The 18,569-nt window shown below is 50.7% G+C and carries 19 protein-coding genes; 7 read left to right on the top strand and 12 right to left on the bottom strand.

Going from position 1 to position 18,569, the window contains the following annotated elements:
- Positions 1-3 precede the first annotated feature (3 nt).
- The 3 genes from OGV89_RS22395 to OGV89_RS22385 all read right to left on the bottom strand — a co-directional run bounded on the left by OGV89_RS22395 (position 4) and on the right by OGV89_RS22385 (position 3,898).
- The gene (locus OGV89_RS22395) at positions 4-1,896 is read right to left on the bottom strand and encodes an NAD(P)-binding protein (protein ID WP_003843507.1); all 1,893 of its coding nucleotides are present in this window, start codon (positions 1,894-1,896) and stop codon (positions 4-6) included.
- Between the two features lie 89 nt (positions 1,897-1,985).
- Positions 1,986-2,459, bottom strand: coding sequence for an ester cyclase (locus OGV89_RS22390; RefSeq protein WP_053069592.1), 474 nt, complete (start codon positions 2,457-2,459; stop codon positions 1,986-1,988).
- 11 nt (positions 2,460-2,470) lie between these two features.
- Positions 2,471-3,898, bottom strand: coding sequence for a gamma-aminobutyraldehyde dehydrogenase (locus OGV89_RS22385; protein ID WP_171858267.1), 1,428 nt, complete (start codon positions 3,896-3,898; stop codon positions 2,471-2,473).
- 315 nt (positions 3,899-4,213) lie between these two features.
- On the opposite strand from OGV89_RS22385, the gene OGV89_RS22380 reads away from it, so the two are divergent.
- On the top strand, positions 4,214-4,939 hold the full coding sequence (locus OGV89_RS22380) for a FadR/GntR family transcriptional regulator (RefSeq protein ID WP_003029304.1): 726 nt from the start codon (positions 4,214-4,216) through the stop codon (positions 4,937-4,939).
- 24 nt (positions 4,940-4,963) lie between these two features.
- Positions 4,964-5,662: a cache domain-containing protein gene (locus OGV89_RS22375; protein WP_003029308.1), complete on the top strand. Its 699-nt coding sequence runs from the start codon at positions 4,964-4,966 to the stop codon at positions 5,660-5,662.
- 21 nt (positions 5,663-5,683) lie between these two features.
- On the opposite strand, the gene OGV89_RS22370 is transcribed toward OGV89_RS22375, so the two are convergent.
- Entirely contained in the window at positions 5,684-7,165 is a 1,482-nt protein-coding gene (locus OGV89_RS22370) for an APC family permease (RefSeq protein WP_003029313.1), read from the bottom strand.
- 332 nt (positions 7,166-7,497) lie between these two features.
- Between OGV89_RS22370 and OGV89_RS22365 the strand changes: the two genes are divergently transcribed.
- Positions 7,498-7,638, top strand: coding sequence for a hypothetical protein (locus OGV89_RS22365; protein ID WP_003832695.1), 141 nt, complete (start codon positions 7,498-7,500; stop codon positions 7,636-7,638).
- A gap of 53 nt (positions 7,639-7,691) precedes the next feature.
- Here the strand turns inward: OGV89_RS22365 and OGV89_RS22360 are convergent, their stop codons facing one another.
- Positions 7,692-8,585, bottom strand: coding sequence for a LysR family transcriptional regulator (locus tag OGV89_RS22360; protein ID WP_121540010.1), 894 nt, complete (start codon positions 8,583-8,585; stop codon positions 7,692-7,694).
- A 305-nt stretch (positions 8,586-8,890) separates the two neighbouring features.
- Here OGV89_RS22360 and OGV89_RS22355 point away from each other — a divergent pair, with 305 nt between their 5' ends.
- The 4 genes from OGV89_RS22355 to OGV89_RS22340 are packed head-to-tail and all read left to right on the top strand — an operon-like array spanning position 8,891 to position 11,996.
- Positions 8,891-9,724, top strand: a complete 834-nt coding sequence (locus OGV89_RS22355; RefSeq protein WP_003029319.1) for an ABC transporter substrate-binding protein — start codon at positions 8,891-8,893, stop codon at positions 9,722-9,724.
- A 1-nt stretch (position 9,725) separates the two neighbouring features.
- Entirely contained in the window at positions 9,726-10,544 is an 819-nt protein-coding gene (locus OGV89_RS22350; protein ID WP_121540008.1) for an amino acid ABC transporter ATP-binding protein, read from the top strand.
- Positions 10,544-11,329, top strand: a complete 786-nt coding sequence (locus tag OGV89_RS22345; RefSeq protein WP_049001313.1) for an amino acid ABC transporter permease — start codon at positions 10,544-10,546, stop codon at positions 11,327-11,329. The genes OGV89_RS22350 and OGV89_RS22345 overlap by 1 nt, the downstream gene beginning before the upstream one ends.
- Positions 11,319-11,996: an amino acid ABC transporter permease gene (locus OGV89_RS22340; protein WP_032935888.1), complete on the top strand. Its 678-nt coding sequence runs from the start codon at positions 11,319-11,321 to the stop codon at positions 11,994-11,996. Before OGV89_RS22345 ends, OGV89_RS22340 begins: the two co-directional genes overlap by 11 nt.
- 9 nt (positions 11,997-12,005) lie before the next feature.
- Here OGV89_RS22340 and ydhT read toward each other — a convergent pair whose 3' ends face one another.
- The 7 genes from ydhT to fumD all read right to left on the bottom strand — a co-directional run bounded on the left by ydhT (position 12,006) and on the right by fumD (position 18,552).
- Complete coding sequence (gene ydhT / locus OGV89_RS22335) at positions 12,006-12,770, bottom strand: protein YdhT (RefSeq protein WP_502874042.1); 765 nt, start codon at positions 12,768-12,770, stop codon at positions 12,006-12,008.
- A gap of 51 nt (positions 12,771-12,821) precedes the next feature.
- The gene (gene phsC / locus OGV89_RS22330; protein WP_057101579.1) at positions 12,822-13,607 is read right to left on the bottom strand and encodes a thiosulfate reductase cytochrome B subunit; all 786 of its coding nucleotides are present in this window, start codon (positions 13,605-13,607) and stop codon (positions 12,822-12,824) included.
- Positions 13,604-14,272 (bottom strand): 4Fe-4S dicluster domain-containing protein, encoded by a 669-nt coding sequence (locus tag OGV89_RS22325; protein WP_003029332.1) that lies wholly within the window; start codon positions 14,270-14,272, stop codon positions 13,604-13,606. The genes phsC and OGV89_RS22325 overlap by 4 nt, the downstream gene beginning before the upstream one ends.
- Positions 14,273-14,335: 63 nt before the next feature.
- Positions 14,336-15,001, bottom strand: coding sequence for a YdhW family putative oxidoreductase system protein (locus tag OGV89_RS22320; RefSeq protein ID WP_200003164.1), 666 nt, complete (start codon positions 14,999-15,001; stop codon positions 14,336-14,338).
- Positions 15,002-15,011: 10 nt separating this feature from the next.
- A complete protein-coding gene (locus OGV89_RS22315; RefSeq protein ID WP_003029336.1) occupies positions 15,012-17,114 on the bottom strand; it encodes an aldehyde ferredoxin oxidoreductase in 2,103 nt (700 codons plus the stop codon).
- A gap of 120 nt (positions 17,115-17,234) precedes the next feature.
- Positions 17,235-17,861 (bottom strand): ferredoxin-like protein, encoded by a 627-nt coding sequence (locus tag OGV89_RS22310; protein WP_003029338.1) that lies wholly within the window; start codon positions 17,859-17,861, stop codon positions 17,235-17,237.
- 481 nt (positions 17,862-18,342) lie between these two features.
- Positions 18,343-18,552: a fumarate hydratase FumD gene (gene fumD, locus OGV89_RS22305; RefSeq protein ID WP_003029345.1), complete on the bottom strand. Its 210-nt coding sequence runs from the start codon at positions 18,550-18,552 to the stop codon at positions 18,343-18,345.
- Positions 18,553-18,569 lie beyond the last annotated feature (17 nt).

The raw sequence follows: 18,569 nt of genomic DNA, 5'->3' as shown, positions 1-18,569 counted from the left end.
AGATCACCCCATATCCTTGAGTTCATTAACCGCACGCCATGCCTGATCGATTGCTGTGTGGGCATAAGCACTCCAGTCAGAATCTGAGTTAGCGATGGCAATGCGACCGACTGGCTGACGCGCCCGCTCGATAATTTCTGGCATTTTATCCATATCATCGAACAGTGAATTGGCGTAGTACGCATAGCCATGCGCCCAGCGGTTAACGGTAATGGCGGAGATATCGCGTTGATTATCAAAGCCTGTTGAGCCAAACATCTCCTGCAACTGGGAGCGAATCATCTCCTCATGCGCCGCAAAAGTGGTCCCCAGCAAATAGGCTCGTCCCAGGCGGAACTGCTCTCTGGCCGATAGGTTACTGCCCGGGTAGGTCGGCACATAGACCATGTGAATGACCATCGGATCATCCGGGGAGGCCGGATGCTGATACCCACCAATACTGACCGGATAGTCGAGCTTAACCCGGCTGTAAGGTGCCGCTGGAGAATAAAATTCATGTACGCCAAGCTGTTTGAACGCCTGCCAGTTTTTTACCACCACGTTGGTGTACACCAGCGGAGCCTTGACGTTCAGTTTGAGATCCGCCTGCTGCTGTTCCGGCATCTCAGGCACCAGATACGGGATCATCATGTTATAGCCTGCCATGATGGTGTTCTTACCGCGCACACGGTGCATTTTACCGTCACGCAGGTAGGTCACCACAACGCCATCCTGCACGTTGGCCGCATTAATCACTGTGCTGTTCAGGCGCAGGCGCGTGGTGTTTTCTGGTAGATCCAGCTTTTCATAATGTAATCTGGCGAGAACAGAGTCTTCCATCGTGTTACCCGGTAGCGCATCCGGCAGCATATACCTGACTAACAGTCGGGCCAGACCGGCGTTACCGTCCGGGAAATGGTAAACATACGGCTCTTCGAGGTCGGCCAGCGACTCTCCGTCCAACGGCGGTAACCCCATCCCTTCCATGCCGGGTAAGGCGCACGCCCTGGCATCGCTGCAGGAGATGCCTTCAATGCCGATGGCAAAGAAGTCATTGGAACGCTGCTGAAAATAGAGCAGCGCCATTTTGCTCAAACCCACTTTTGTTGCTAAAAATTCACTGTAGCTGTGGGTATCCAGCCATTCCATTTTCTCATCAACCGTCATCCCCGGAAGGTAATCGCCAGGGCGCACATGCAGGTCGATCAGCGCTTTTCTGTCGTTCTCACCTAGCGGAAAATCATTGATAAAGTCTTCAATTTTACGGCCATTGAGCCTGTCCGGCGGAATATCATCAGATACCGCGCGGCCCGGATCGCCGCTGACGATTTTTGTTACGCCAAAATTCTTCTTGTCGAAAAAAACCCCGCGACTGAGCTGCCAGTCGGGGTAGAAGTTTACGTCAAAACTCTCTTTTAACCGCGTGACGCTGACGCCCACGGTTTCCATTAGTTTTTGTACTTCAGGGCTGAAATTATGCGCGGGTGACTGGAATGCTTCGCTGCCGCCATAACCGAGTAATTTCTTGCCCGAGCTGGTAAATTCATTACGTTTGGCGTGTCCGCCAAAATCGTCATGGTTATCGAGGATCAGGACCCGGCTATTTTGCCCGGCAACTTGACGCCAAAAACAACCGGCAGCTAACCCGCTAATCCCGCCCCCAACAATCACTAGATCGTATTCTTCCTCAACGGGCAGAGCGTTTAAATCAAAATGCTTCTGCTCGCGGCCTAGCGCATGCGCCATTTCAAATGATCCAGGATGATTACCCCGCAGCCCTGTCAGCGCAGGAGGATAATAATTTCCATCTATAAATGCGTTTCCCTTTCCTGTCGCCCTGACCCACTCCAGCGGGGTAAGTCCCGCCGCAATAGTCACCGCGACGCCGTTGAGAAAATCACGTCTGGTAATTGCCATTAACTTTTTTCCTTATTGCTACACACTGCCTTTAATACGACACAAATAAGAGAAATACCCCCTTCTTATTTATAAAGGGGTACAACCGACTACTTCACTGGCTTTAACTCTTCATCCAGTTTTTTAGAATCATAATAATCACCCTGCCAGGTGATTTTTCCTGCTTTAACATGAATATAGCTTACGCCTTCAAATTTGATCGGATTATTTGTCGGCGGACTCCCTGCCCATTCACCACTATTTTTGCCTGAAAATTCCCAACGAAAGGCCACGGTGTCTTCGTCGTAGACGGGTTTTCCAACCATTTTCCAGTTCAGATCTGGCACCGCCTTAATAAAAGCGCCGATAACCTCTTTTTCCGCTTTTTCTCTGCCGTTTATCGGTTCGCCCGCGGCGGCATCATAATAAACAGCATCATCCGCAAGATATTGAGCGGCTCTTGAAGCATCATGCGCATTCCACGCCGCCATATATTCTTTTACGGTATTCAGCGATGTACTTTCTGCAAGGCTATAGCCAGAGAGCATCACTAATGAAAGAACCGCAATTTTTACTGTTTTCATCGTAATCCTCTCTATTCAGAAATGTCACACATGATATGTTTCACCCGAGTGTATTCTTCGAGCGAATAGGATGAGAGATCTTTGCCATAACCCGATTTTTTGAACCCGCCGTGCGGCATTTCGGCGCACAGAGGAATGTGATTGTTAATCCACACCGTGCCAAAATCGAGGTCAATGCTGAAGCGCTGCGCGCGACCATGGTTACGGGTCCAGACGCTGGCGGCAAGACCATACTCCACATCATTCGCTTTGTGTAGTGCCTCTTCGTCAGTAGAAAACGACTGAATGGTCATTACCGGACCAAATACTTCATGCTGAATAGCTTCATCATTTTGATGCAATCCGGAGACAATCGTCGGCTCAAAATAGAAGCCCGGACCTGGCCCGGCGCGCCCACCGGTTTCAATTTTTGCATGTGCCGGTAAACGCTCAATAAAACCTTTCACCTGCTCCAGTTGATTCCGGCTATTCAATGCGCCGTACAGCGCATTCTGATCTTCTGGCGGCCCAAATTTGATACTTTTTGTTTTCTGGATCAGTTTTTCCAGAAACTCAGCATAGATGGATTGCTCTACCAGGATCCGCGTAGCCGCTGTGCAATCCTGCCCGGCATTGAAAAAGCCTGCCGTAGTGATTGTCGCAATCGCCTTGTCCATATCCGCATCGGCGAACACGACTGCAGGCGCTTTCCCGCCCAATTCCAGATGTGCTTTAGTCAGATTCGCCGCTGCTGATGCCGCAACCTGCAAGCCCGCGCGGACCGAACCGGTAATCGAAACCAGTGAAGCCTTCGGATTTGAAACCACCAGCGAACCGGTGCTGGCTTTGCCCAGCACAACGTTAAACGCCCCTCTCGGGAACAACGGTGCGGCCAGTTCAGCCAACAGCAGCGTACTAACTGGCGTGGTGTCGCTTGGCTTTAACACGACCGTGTTGCCTGCCGCCAGCGCTGGTGCAATCTTCCACACTGCCATCATGAACGGGTAGTTCCACGGCGTCACTTGCCCAACGATACCCAACGGTTCACGACGGATGGTCGAGGTAAACCCGGCGGAATATTCTCCGCCCGCCTTCCCTTCAAGGCAACGCGCCGCGCCGGCAAAAAAGCGGATGGCATCGCAGGATGCCGCAATCTCCTCTTTCTCAATAAAATGGCGAAGCTGACCGGTTTCCTGACTTTGCGCGGTTACCAGTCGCTCAACATTGCGTTCAATCTCATCGGCCAGCAGTAATAACGCCTTTTGCCGCTGTGCTGGCGTCGATTTTCTCCAGATGCTAAACGCTGCCTCCGCTGCTGAGTAGGCTTGCTCTACCTCCGCCTCGTTAGCGTTGGGAGAAATTGCGTATGTTTCACCGTCAACCGGACTCACCAGTTCGAAGCTATTTTCGCTGCTGCCTGCTACATAGTGCCCATTAATAAAATGCTTCAGGGTTTTCATGCTTGTCTCCTGCCAATTAATACATAAAGAATCTTATGTAATATATATATTGTAAAATTTTTTCAAATGCGCAACATTGGCACTATGATAAGCCTCGAATTTTTAACTTAATTCTTACATTTGTAAGGTAAGGCTTTTCATTGCCAGCTGACGCGTTATGCTCAGCTCATCATGAGGTTATCGGGACACACATCCGCTTGTGCAGTGACGTTGCGCCCAGGCATGTAAAATAACTCGGCCATTCTTACCTTCCTTGCCCGACGGGCATGTGTTAAAAATGGTCGTTGTTTCAGGGAATTGAGTACAGAAAAGATTATGATTACTCACGCGGTCATATTTGCGCCTATCGGGCAGGTCAGTCGTTCAGACCAGATAGTCCAGCGCCTTTCAAATGCCATTATCACGGGGTTGCTGGAGCCAAAAGAACAGCTTCCCAACGAAACTGATTTGGCAAAAATGATGGGTGTCTCACATATCACTATCAGAGAAGCGCTAAACACGCTTCGGGCTAATAATCTTATCCATACGGTTCGCGGTCGTAATGGCGGGAGCTTCGTCTGCGAAAATATCGATGGCAAAAATAGCGCCCTACACCCGTTCAAAGCGATCAGTACGGATTATCTGTCTGATCTGGGTGAAATGCATTGCGCCATTATTAGCCATAGCGCGAGGCTGGCTTCCCGACGGATGACCGGTGCGGATATCGCCAAATTTCGCGAGTTTGTCGAGGTACTCAGAAAGGCAAACTCACCTGAGCTGATGACCCAGGCCGATATGCGTTGTCTGCTGGCGATTGCTGCCAGTTCGCATTCAGCGCGACTGGCCAATCAGGAGCTGCAAGTTCAGGCTGAATGGGCATCACTTGTGGCGATACTTTATCGCACAGACAGTATTCATGCGGAAATTATCGCGCTTTATTCAGCGCTGGCCGATGCACTGGCTGCTCACAACGAGGCAGAGTCAGTACAGTTTGCCACACGGATCATCGACACGTTTACCTACTACCTTATTGAAAAAAAGCTGAAATATAACTCGAACTGACAATCAGTGAAGGCAGGACAGACAATGAGCTCTTCGACATCCCTAAGCGCATTAATCCGTAAAATTGATGACATTACTGTTTCTACCGTAGATTCTACCGTTGCGCTAGCGAGGAGCATCCATGAGGCGATTTCAGGGGTACAAAAGGCCTCAGCCGAGGTCGTTCTCGACCCATCAGTAAGATCCACCGTTCAACAGCACATCAAGCGCACGCTCAGTGACAACCATTACTGTTCAGGGGCGGGATTCGCCAGCCATATTGAGAGCACCGCAAACACAAAAGAGTACTGGTTGCTGGAGTGGTGGTATAAGAAAGATAATGGTTTGAGCCAGGCGCATCTGGATTTGGATCAGGCCACGCAACAACGACTGGATTTCAGAACCTTTGAGTGGTTTAAGCATTCTCCTCCGGCTGGCAAAGCCTATATCCACGGTCCCTACGTCGACTATATTTGCAATATCTCCTATACCCTAACGTCAGCCGTCCCGGTCTACTACAACGACCAGTTTCTCGGTGTTGCCGCGGTCGATTTGCTGGTCAGTCAGATAGAAGCCGAACTGCTCTCCTGCGCTCATCCTGATTATGTGATTCTGACCAATCTGGAAAACAGGATCATTTTCTCCAGTTGGCCACGTTTTCGCGTGGGTGAATTGCTGTCACCTGCAAATAGTACCGTAGTGTATCAGAGCGACTACTTTATCCTTTATCACTATCAAAACTAAGGGCCCGAAGGCCCTTAGTATTTAGTTATCCTGCCCCATATTGAGCTTACTGGCGTACGCAATGGCGTCGTTTTCCGGCGCCGCTGAACGACCAAACGGACGGGTCAGGAACATATAAATAAGTCCCGAGCCAACGACAATCGCCAGGCCGAACAGGACCGTCCAACGGTCAATGAAGTCGCTGCTGTCTGCCGGTTGCGCCAGTAACCAGATCCCGCACAATCCGTAAGCTAACGCCAGCACATTCACGATTACCCCCCAACCGCCAATGGTCCACTCCCCCGCCGGTTTCCAGCCTTTCAGGCGCTGACGCAACGCGGCAAGCACAACCATCTGGAACGAGATGTAAATCCCGATAACAGCAAACGCGGTGATACGTGACAGGTTATCTGGCTGGAAATAAACCCAAACACAGATGATCACTGGCAACAGGCAACTGACGACCATGGCATTATCCGGAACACCATTTTTAGAGATTTTGGCCATCCATTCACTTCCCGGCAGCATTCTGTCGCGGGAGAAAGAAAAGATAAGACGGCTTAACGCAGCCTGGAGAGACAAAATGCACGACAACATGGCGATAATCGCGACGACGATAAAGACAGTCGCGCCGGTTTCGCCCAGCGCTTCATTAAGGATTGCCGGGATCGGATCGGACGTTTTGCCATTCACGATGCTGACCAGATTCGGTGAAGCCAGCAGATAACCCATAACAGAAATAATGGCGGAAATCGCGCCGAATACGATGCTTAAAATCATCGCCACTGGGATCTTTTTACTGGGATTCTGCACCTCTTCCGCAACGTTACCGCAGGCCTCAAAGCCAAAGAACATAAACAGTCCCATCAGAGCAGCAGACATAAATGCGGTGGAATAGCTGCCGTCATGAGCCAGCACACCCATCGAGTCAAAAATTACAGAGAACGGCTGCGAACGGTGGAAAATCAGCAGATAAATCCCCAGCGCGATCACGCTAACAATTTCACACCAGAAACCAATTTTCGCCACCCGGGCCAGATTTTTAGTCCCGGACATATTAACCGCCATCATCAACAGCAGCAGCAGAACGGAAGTCACCAACATCGTGGCTGGAGTCTGACCATAATGGAAGAGTGATTCAACAAACGTTGATGTATATTCCGCGATCGACGTAATGGTGACCACCAGTGCCCATAGGTAGATCCAGGCGGCGATCCACGCATATTTCTTGCCCCACAACCTTCTGGCCCAAGGGTAAAGCCCGCCGGTTATCGGATACTGGGAAGCGACCTCACCAAACACCAGCGCCACCAAAAGTTGCCCACATGCGACGATTAAAATCCACCATACTGCAGGCGGCCCCGCCAGCGTTACGGCCAGCGCAAACAGCGAGTAGACGGCGGTAAGCGGCGACAGGTAGGTAAAACCCAACGCAAAGTTTGAAATTAAACCGATCGATCTATTGAACTGTTCTTTGCCATCTTTTTGAAAATTATCGTTTTTCTTATCAGGTGTCTGTTCCATATAGCTTTCTCTTTTGTGGAATAGTCGCAGGGTTGAACAATTAATGTATAAAAGATATTAAGTTATATGTATAGTGATTTTGTCGCAGATTTGTTAAAAATGATCGCGCATCACGTTAATGAAAAAGTGGGAATAAAACGGTAGAGAGAGCGAGAATTTTGCGGTATTTACAACCAACAATTCTTTAGCAATTGCGAACCGTGGGCCACTTTGGCGGATAAATACGCACAGCGGATTGCGTTCGATGCTAAGTAGCAAGAATCGCTGCTGTTAAGCAACATTTTTGCAATATAATAACGTGATGTTAAACGCTGAACCTGAGCAGGTGAATGATGGAAATTGATCTCGATAATCTGGTCTTTGATGGACTGGAAGAAGCGCAAGAGCGTAACGCTGAACGTCTGGAAGATGCAGACAAGAAAGCGCAAGAAATTATTGCTGATAATGATTGCGGTGACGCCTGCAAAATCTGATTTCCAAACCGGCGCAATGCCGGTTTTTTATTGCCTGTTCCCCCCCCCCCACTTCAGCCCGTATACCGTAAGGCCTCAATCAGTTGCGCAAAGGCAGCGGTATGCTGTTTTCGGCTGGGATAGTACAAATAATAGCCAGGAAAAGGTTCACACCAGTCCTCCAAAACTTTTTCCAACGCCCCCTCTGCAACAGCCTGCTCGACGGTATCTTCCGGCACAAAAGCCAGCCCTCTTCCGGCAATCGCTGCGCTAATTCGCGGGGGTAGATTGTTAAAAATAAGCTGTCCTTCAACCCGCACGCGCAAATCTTGTCCGTCTTTAGCAAACTCCCAGGCGTATAATCCGCCCAGCGTCGGCATACGCATGTTAATACAGCTGTGGTTTTGCAGGTCGTGAGGGGTTTGCGGTTTGCCATGGCGAGCAAAATACGTCGGTGCCCCCACCACTACCATGCGCCAGTCCGGGCCAATTCTGACGGCGACCATGTCTTTTGCTACCTGCTCGCCAAGCCGAATACCCGCGTCATAGCGGCCAGTCACAATATCCGTCAGACTATTGTCGATGGTTATTTCCACATTCACATCAGGGTATGTCTGCAAAAACGGCTCCAGCGCGGGCCAGACGGTAGATTGCAATGCATGTTCGCCCAGCGTCAGCCGTATGTTACCAGCCACCCGCTGACGGACATCGGTTAATGCCAGCAGCTCTGTTTCAATGTCATCAAAACGCGGGCTGATACTGTTGATAAGCCGTTCTCCGGCTTCGGTCGGCGCAACGCTGCGCGTGGTGCGGGTGAGAAGCCGTACATCCAGCCGTTCTTCAAGCCCGCGAATCGCATGGCTTAGCGCGGATTGCGAAACCCCAAGTTTTGCCGCTGCCCGGGTAAAACTACGCTCGCGCGCAACGATAATGAGATAATAGAGATCGTTAAAATTATCACGCAGCATGCTTATCCCCAATCCAAACCTGTTGTGACATATGGTACAGGTCTGGAGGGTATTCCAGTAAACCTTCTGGACATTAGCACAGCTCAATCTTATTCAAGCGTGCCCTCAAACATAAACAAAATGCAAATTATTATCAGGCTTACGCACTATTTTACCTTTCACTCATGCATTATTTTTACCCGCTATTAACACATCCTTCACTAATAACATTTTGTATATAGATAAGAATTTTTTCTTATTTTGTCCCAACCGTAAGTTATGGGAGCGTAAAAAGCACAAACCAAAAACTACAGGGATTTCATACAATGATGGCTACGAAAACTTACCGCGCTAAAAAAACACTGCTGGCATTCGGCGTGCTGCTGGCCTCTGGACTTACCGTCTCGCAGGCTCAGGCTGACCAACTGGCCGATATCAAAGCCGCAGGCGTAGTAAAAGTCGCAACATTTGACGCGAACCCGCCGTTTGGCTCCATCGATGCCAAAACGCATAAGATTGTCGGCTACGACGTCGATTTTGCCGAAGCGCTGGCCAAATCTCTTGGTGTAAAACTGGAACTGGTGGCGACCAATCCGGCAAACCGAATTCCGTTATTACAATCTGGTAAAGCCGATTTAATCGTTGCGGATATCACGATCACGCCTGAGCGGTCGCAGGTAATAGATTTCTCCGTCCCCTATTTTGTTACCGGCCAGCAGTTTCTTGTGCCAGCAAAATCTCCGGATAAGCTCGATCAATACAGCAAAGCACGCATCGGCGCGGTAAAAGGCACTACTGGTGAACAGGCACTGCATCAGCGCTTCCCGCAGTCGCGCGTACTGGCCTATGACGATATCCCGCTAGCGTTAACTGCACTGCGCAACGGCAATGTTCAGGCCATCACCCAGGACAGTACGATTCTGGCCGGTTTATTAGGCGGTGCGCCGGATAAAGCAGATTTCAAAATTCTTCCGGACCTGCTGAGCAAAGAAGAGATTGGGGTGGGGGTGAAAAAAGGTGAACCAGCGTTGTTAAAAGCCGTCAACGATGAACTTTTGAAGCTGGAATCTACCGGGCAGGCGGCCAAAATTTATGATGTCTGGTTTGGTCCTGAAACCAAAAATCCACAAGCCCGCGCCTTTAAAATAGAAGCCAAATAATATGCTCTCAGCCCTTTTTCATCGTTCCGCAGCTTCGGCTGCGGATTTTACCCATTTGCGTCAGGCGAGCGTCGAACTACGCAATGTGGTTAAAGAGTATGGCGCTCAAACTGTACTTAACGGCGTCAACCTGGCAGTTGAGCCCGGTGAAGTGGTGACCATTCTGGGGCCTTCCGGCTCTGGAAAGTCCACTCTTATACGTCTTATCAACCAGTTGGAGTCGCTCAGCGATGGCGAAATCTTCATTGAAGGTAAACCGATTAGCCAGTTGCGCGGGGCGGCATTACGCCAGCTACGCAGCCGTATCGGTTTCGTATTTCAGCAATTCAATCTCTATTCGCATCTGACTGCACTGCAAAACATCGCGCTGGCGCTGGAATATGTTCACGGCTGGAATAAGACGGAAGCGGATCGTCGGGCACTTGAGTTGCTGGAAAAGGTGGGACTGGCGGAAAAAGCCAATGCCTATGCCGCACAGTTGTCCGGTGGACAGCAGCAGCGCGTTGCCATCGCCCGCGCGCTGGCTTCATCACCGCAAATTATTCTGTTTGATGAGCCCACCTCCGCGCTGGATCCTGAAATGATCGGCGAGGTATTGCAGGTGATGAAAAATCTCGCCCACAGCGGTATCACCATGATCGTCGTGACCCACGAAATGCATTTCGCCCGCGAGATTGCCGATCGTGTTGTTTTCATCGATGGTGGCGATATTCTTGAAGTGGCCCCGCCGGAGGATTTTTTCGTCCAACCACAGCACCCGAGAACCCAGCGTTTCCTGAAAAAAGTGCTCGACCCGTTACACCAGGAGTCATCATCATAATGCATGCAATGGACTGGCAGGGAGTGCTGAGCGGGCAACCCCTGCAATGGATAATTTCTGGTTTTCTTACCACGCTTTGGGTGACGCTGGCAGGTATCGTGCTCGCCACGCTCATTGCCATCTCACTGCTCAGCCTGCGACTGACGGGCAATCGTCTCGCTAAAACGATGGTCGGGGTGTGGGTCTCGGTGTTTCGCAATACACCTTTACTGGTGCAACTGATGTTCTGGTATTTTGCCGCATGGAACTGGCTTCCCCGTGACGTCATTAGCTTCATCAATGCTGATCATCCATGGTCAATTCTGCCGGGTGATGTCTGGTGGTTAACACCGGAGTTTATCTGTTCAGCATGGGGACTGGGCGTATTTACCTCAGCATTTTTGGTCGAAGAGATCGCCTCAGGTTTACAGGCAGTTTCTGCCGGACAACGCGAGGCTGCCGTGGCGCAGGGGTTTTCATCCTGGGCGATATTTCGTCACATTCTACTGCCTCAGGGACTGGCAAACGCCTGGCAACCCATTGTTGGGCAATATCTCAACCTGATGAAGCTTTCCTCGCTTGCCAGCGGTATTGGATTTGCTGAGCTCACCTACCAGGTACGGCAAATTGAGAGCTACAACGCGCACGCGCTGGAAGCCTTTGCCGTTGGCACCGCACTCTATCTGTTTACCGGCATCGTGCTGGGTATGTTGCTTACGCGTCTTGGCCCGCGGCCGGCGGCGGGTAAATCGTCAAAGCTAAGAATGCGCATCTTCAGCGTCAGGAGCATACTGCATGATCGCTAATATTTCGGTCATTACCGACAATCTTGACTATCTCCTGTGGGGACGTGTAGCTGAGGGGCAACCCGGCGGTGTACTGCTCACTTTGCTGATGGCTATCGGTGCGGCTTTGCTGGCGCTGCCTGGCGGGATCGTTCTTGCCTGCTGCGCCTGGCGATTTCCTGGCGCGGTTCGCAACGGGTTGTTTATCTGGGCGGAATTTATTCGCGGCATTCCGCTCATCTTTGTGATTTTCTGGATGTGGTATTTGCTACCCATGCTGACCGGAAGCGATCTGCCCGGTGCCGTTACCGTGACGCTGGCGCTGGCATGGTTCACCACCGCTTCGGTGATGCACTCGGTGTATGCTGGAATTAGCGCACTGCCTGGCGGGCAATATGAAGCGGCAGTCGTTCAGGGGTTTCGCCGGGATCAGGCCCTGTGGCTTATCTTGCTGCCGCAGGTGCTGCGTAACGTACTGCCGTCGTTGACGGGGATTTTCATTGGGCTACTGAAGGACACGTCACTGGCATTTATCGTTAACGTACCGGAACTCACGACGGTTGCCGGTCAGGTTAACAGCCGGGTGCAAATCTACCCGACAGCCATTTTTATCTTTACCGGACTGGTCTATTACCTGCTGTGCTTTAGCCTGGAGAAAATCACCCAGCGCCGCTTCGCACTAAAATAACCTCTCGGCTCAACATTCCACAAACTGATGGTCTTCGTTGAGCCGATATTTCACGCCCGCCCGAATGTTTTTTTCCCCTTCAACGGCAAGCGCAAAGCGCATTCTCTCGCCATCGTGATAAGCCAGCGCCGCACATCCGCCGGGACCGAGCGTTATCGAATCTACAGTACCGGTACTGGCAACAACGGCGTTCTCTCCGCTGGCAATAATGTGGATATTATCCGCGCAGTTAGCGATTTTTGCCTCTGCGCCAAAACAGGCTACCTGGGTTAAATCACCGCTACTGGCAATCCGGTTTCGGTCGCCAAGCGAACTGATGCGTACGCGCATGCCGGTACTGGCGATACGCGTTCCGTCGCCCACACTGCTGATACGCGCCGAATTTCCCGCAATCGCTATTCGCCCACGATCGCCTGAACTGCCGATATGCGTGTTATAGCCTACACTGCCAATCCGTGCGCTGTAACCGGCACTGGCGATCTGTGCGGCATACCCGGCGCTGGCAATTTTAACGTTGTCACCCGCACTGCTAAATCGGGCATAATCTTCCGCACTCGCCAACGGACGACTGGTTTCCTCCGCGGCTTGCTCACAGGAAATATTCCCCATTGCGTCAATATCCTGCTGAGCAAAACTCGCCTCTTCCCTCCATTTCGACCAGCCGTATTCCACCAGGCTATTTGCCCAATCGGTATACCCTTCCCGCTGGAGCGCGCGATGAACATCGGCATAGCTTCCTCCTGCGGGAAACGCGCGTAGAAACCAGCGATACATGACGGGCCCAACACGCCAGGCCCGTAAGTCACTTCGTGTAATCATCATCGCTTAATGCCGGTGGTAGCCATCCACCATACACTTGAAGGTTTCGCCCGGCGTGCGGCCCGTAGTGCAAAGATAAAGATGCCCAAAAATGAAAAACAGACTGACAATTGCCAGCGCAAAGTGCGCCTGAAGCAGCCAGTAACGCACACCAGGAAACAGATCTCCGACGACCGTCGGGTAAAGCGATAACAACCCAGAAATCAGCAGTAGTGGCAGCAACCCATACATCACGCCAACGTAGGCCGCCTGCTGTAGCGGATTGAATTTAGAACGCGGTGATGCCGGGAATGGGTGTGACTCGCCCTGCATAATGCCAAACAGGTAAAAACGTGTTTGTCTTTGCGCGCGAGCGATCCAGCCCTGACGTTGAATAATATAGTGATGTCCGTTGCCGCCAATCAGGTTGATCAGCACAAAACCAACCCAGCAGGCAAGTAGCAAAAAGCCGCAAACCTCATGAACGGTAAGCAGGCTTTTCATTACCGGTGCGCTGACGGCAGAGAAGTGATTGACCAGGCCACTGACCAGAAGTAGCAAAAACAACAGCGCATTCGACCAGTGCCACAAACGAACAGCCTTCGAATATAAATAGACCTTCTCACCGTGCCCTGCCGACGTTTTATGTACCGCCCGAAAGCGCAGCATGGCGTGAAGCGCCAGCACCAGCCACATTCCCACCAGCATTAACCCGGCAACGACTAACCACACGGGCCAGTAGTCCGGTGAAAACAGGGGAACATACTGCGCAAGCTGGGCGTGAAACTGTTCGGCATTTTGCGACGCGTTCATACATTTTCCTTTTTAATCAAATGTTGACCGAACCGACGATACAGATGGGGTTTCCCGGCGCCTGCAAGTTGATATTCGTAATACTTGTTTTCTCGCAACCAGGTCTGAATTTCCGGGCTATCTTCACGGCCAAAAATCAGCGCATGTTCCGGGCAAGCGTTAACACAGATCGGTGGAAAACCTTTCGCCAGGCGTGATTCAGCGCAAAAGTCGCATTTATCCGCCACTTTGGTATGCGGGTTGAGATAACGAACCTGATAAGGACACGCACCAATACAGTAACTGCAGCCGATACAGGAAGACGTATCTACTCGCACAATACCGTTCTCATCCCGCCAGGAGGCACCGGTCGGACACACCTCAATACAAGGCGCATCATCACAATGCTGGCAGGATTGACGGAAGTAGTGATACAGCGTTTCGTTGTCGTTGTCCGAGACTGGAATATGCGCTATCGACAAACGGCTGCCCTGGGCAGGAACATGGTTGGTTTTCCTGCAGGCCCGCGCGCAGATATTACATCCGTTACACAGTGATTCGTCGTGAATCATGACGTAACGAACGGCTTTAGGGCTCCTGGTACTCGCTAACAGATTTTGACCTGGGCCGGTGAAAAAAATCACCGTCCCCATGCCAATGACAAATTTTCGTCGGGTGAAGGACATCGGGTTATCCTCTAAACTGTGACAGTGGTCGTCCACACGTTCCATGACATCAACCTGAATAATTCAGGGGTTCTGATACTGCTCAACCTCAAGCCATTCACACAGGCCGTACGCTTTGCCATAACTCATAAAACGTTCGCTAAACAGATAAGGTTCCGCATTTGACGATTCCACAGTACGTATATCTGCGTAATCGGGATGCGTTTCCATAGCCGTTAGCGCCGCTGTAATCTGCTGAGATTCAAAGCTATACGGCGGTTGCGTCAACATGGCGACCTTATAGGGGCGAGGATACGTGCGGCCGTCGAAACGTACCGCCTCGGCAATCGCACGGCAGATGTCGTTTTCCACCACCTGCACGCACATGTCGGCGTAGTTTGCCGTCATGGTTTGCGTTGAGTAGAAATAGACATCTTCCGTGCCCTGCACACGGGTGATATCCGCGTTAATTGCGTCCTGACACAGCGCATCCAGCAGCGCGGATAGATCGGTTTCAGGGACCGAATAAGGTGGCTGCAGAAACACGCTGCGCCCCACCAATTGCCCCGATGCCGAATGCTGGCGGATAAAATCTGCCACAATCGACTCCGGGCTGGCAGGATCCTGAACCTGCGGCGCAGTCACCTGTTCTACCGGCGAGTGAAAAGCCTGTAGCCAGTGTCTCTTTTGACTATCAACCTCGTCAGGAAGCGCCTCTACGGGTGCCAGAACGTTGCTCACGTTAGTCATCTCACGTTCCTTACGCTGGCAACAGATCTTGCGCCGCCAAATCAGCTGCCACGTCTTCAAGTCCGAGTCGGTTCAGGGTTTCACGCGTTGGGCAACCCAGCTCTGGATCCCAGCCCATTTCCTGATAGAACATCGTCAATGACTGACGCATATCCTCCCTGTCCATCTTGTCGGTTCCTTCAGTGAAGACCGGGATCTTCGGATCTTTATCGAATACCCAGGAGCAGATGAGATCATGCTCATTGCGCATATCCTTGGTTTGCATCAGTTTGACCGTATAAGCGCGATGCAGTGTAAAGATGCGTTCAGCGGCAAGGTCCAGACTCGCCTGCGTGGTTTCATCACCGGTGACTGCCTGGAAGAACTTCGCCTCCAGATCCAAGTCTCCGCGATAGTTACGGCTTTTGAGTGGTGAAACCGTCATCGGCCAAACCCAGTTACACAACGTAACCGCGTTATGCAGACAGACTTTCAGCAGCGTCCATTTGGCATATTTGATCTTGGCAGCATTGATCGGGGTGTAGTTTTTGGTTTCATCGTAGGCATCCTGTGAACCAAACAGCTCGCCCGCCACTTCGCGCTGCAATTTCAACGGTAAACCGGAACCGATGAAGTTGATATGGGTATGCGCCATGCAGTCACGGTTAAACATACAGTTGGTGATCGCCCCCACCTGCGCTGAAGCCTCGTTCGCATGGTGAACAGGAAAACCGAACGGCGACCACAGTTTATTTTTGGCATAACCCCAGTACTCTTCGCCCAAATCCCAGCGTTCAGCAATGGCATAAGAGCCGTCCGCAAGGTGACTGAGTTCTCCCACGCGATGCGCCAACCGATAGTAAAAGTCTTTAATAAAATTAGGATCACCCGCTTCCAACTGATCCCAGCGGATCTCCGCATACTCTTCAGCCGGCAGTACGCGCTTAAAGACGCCTTTCGAATAGCAATAAGTAAAATCACGGTGCAACTGGCCGTAGTTACACCAGATACCGTAATCGTCAAACAGGTTCAGACCAATCAGGTTTCCCACCACACGCCCATCGTCTTTATCGTCAAAATCTTTCGGGCCATTGGGGAAAATGGTGGTGTGTACAAAGTTCGCCACACAAGTGTTGCCGCCGGTACTCGGCACGCCAAAATCCTTCACCCGCGGGACATTGAGCTGTGACATACAACGAATAGGGCATGAATGACAGCCGCTCATTTTGACCGTGTATTTCTCTGCGGCTGGCCCCAGATCGAACACCGATTTATAGGTACGGAAACCTACCGTATTTTGGTTGCCCGGCGGGATTTCCCCGGTTTCGATTGGTCCGCCTTCTGCTGCGCCCCAGAACAGCCCTTTACGCGCCGTCCAGCGCGAGTTTGGCGAAGAGTATTCTGCCCAGGCCTGCGGGGTGCTTGGCACAACGTGGTTGTTGTTAGCGCCGATGAGCTCGGTCATCATGTAGTCATTGAGCCGCTTCATCTCTTTGCGATCGGCAATATTGACGCCTTTGGTCCCTTCTACCGCAATAGCCTTCAGGTTTTTCGAGCCCATTACTGCGCCAGTACCAGCTCCGCCGCTGTGGTTGCGACTGTTGATCATGCAGGAGAGCGGCACCAGATTTTCCCCCGCCTGGCCTATCGCGGCGACGCAGGTTTCCGGGCTGGTGATGCGACAAATTTCTTCAGTTGTGGCGCGCGTCCCCTTACCCCACAGGAAATCGGCTTTTTCGATGCTAACCTTATCGTCTTTAATGTTGATCCAGACCGGTGATGCGGACTTGCCTTCAATAATAATGGCGTCGTAACCGGCGAATTTCATTTGTGCAGCAAAGAAACCGCCCATATGAGCATCCACGACTAAATTGCCTTTGGTAAATGTCGATAAGGAGGTGATATTGACGCGGGAGCTACAGGGAGCGCCAGAGCCCGTTAATGGTCCGGTGGCAAAAACCAACTTATTCCCTTCATCAAAAGGCATGGTGCCTGGCGGGACTTCGTCGTACATAATTTTATAACCAAAGCCCATCCCACCGACAAATTTTTTAAATTTACTGGAATCTTCAAGGGTGATATTACCCGTGGTGAGATTGACCCGTAAAATAGTACCTGTCCAACCATTAGCCATCATGTTTTCCTTTGCAAGAAGGTTTAATAGATATACCCGCCATTCTTCAGGCAGTTTTTTTATCCAAAACTGCGGTATTTTTGGCAATTAATGGCGCGAATCAGGTATGCCTGCTATCTATCAAACAGTAATATCTTTCCACTCGATAATTTTTAATGCCCCAGTCGGACAAGCATTGGCGCATTCCCCGCATAACACACATTTTGAGGACTTTTTCGTTTCGGTATTTACGGTCGCCATCATCCACGGACAGGCTGTGGTACACGCGCTACAGCCAATACAGCGTTTGTGGTCCACCGCAATACAACCGTCTTCCTGTTTCCAGGTAATTGCACCTATTGGGCAAACCTTCATACACTGCGGGTCTTTGCATTGCCGGCAGGTATCTGCGGTATAGTTTAAATCGCCATACAGCCCACCACCGGACCCGACACCATCATCGCCAAAGAAGAAATTGCGATGGATTTTTATCCGGGAAAAGAAGGTACCCACCGCACCATCGTTATAATTGGTACAGGAAATTTCACAGCGGTGACAGCCCGTACAGCGAGCTCGCTGGGTCACCAGAACCCCTTTAGGCGTATTGATAAGCCCAACAGTCCCACTATCGACATCTTCCTGCTTACAACCAAAAAGGGATAACAGCGCGGGAGCAATCGTTAATCCCGCCAGTCCTTTTCCTGATATCCGCAGAAATTCTAGTCGCGTTAAACCACAATCTAAAAATGGACGATCAACCTGGTTCATTTATTTCGCATCCTCTTCGCAAATGCTGTGGTAGCAACACCTTCAGGCTAATTTAAACCAGCGCAGCTCAAGCCATATCGGGCGGTTAATGTTGCCAACAACACGTAAATTTTTGCCCTAACCTGATCGCATAAATGACGGTGGTTAAACTGAATGAATCTAATCCTTTAGGGTTAGGCATGGAAATAATGTGGTTATTCAGCATGCATAGTCTTGATCGTCATCAATTAAAAAACGGAAGGGATATAATTAATGCGGAGTGAGATTTATTATCATTAAGATAAATTGAAATAGCACTTCATATGTCTTGCAAATATTTGTGACTCCACTCTCATATATATTTTTATATATCATCCGATATACAATTAAATATATAGCGAGTTGGATAGCGTTAATTGCAACACTAAATTATAATTATTGATAGATTAACGTAATGAGAATAAGAGGACGGCGAGAGAAACTGCCGCCCTCTTTTTGCGGATTATCCGGCCAATGCTTTAATTACGGTCTCAATAGCCTGTTTTTCTAACTCACTGCGCTTCACACGCTGGTTAGCAAGGGTGGTTCTCAGTACTCCCGCAATGACGATATGCTTAGGCTCTTGTCCCAGATCGCGCATTTCCAGCACTACTTTACCGACTACTCTGCACATTTCACGGTACAACTCGTCGTCTTTCGTCTGATTTCCCATTTTTGCCCGCTCGTCAT

Source organism: Citrobacter sp. Cf125, assembly GCF_030333935.1.
GTDB lineage: Bacteria > Pseudomonadota > Gammaproteobacteria > Enterobacterales > Enterobacteriaceae > Citrobacter > Citrobacter freundii.
This window is presented reverse-complemented; position numbering and strand designations above follow the sequence as displayed.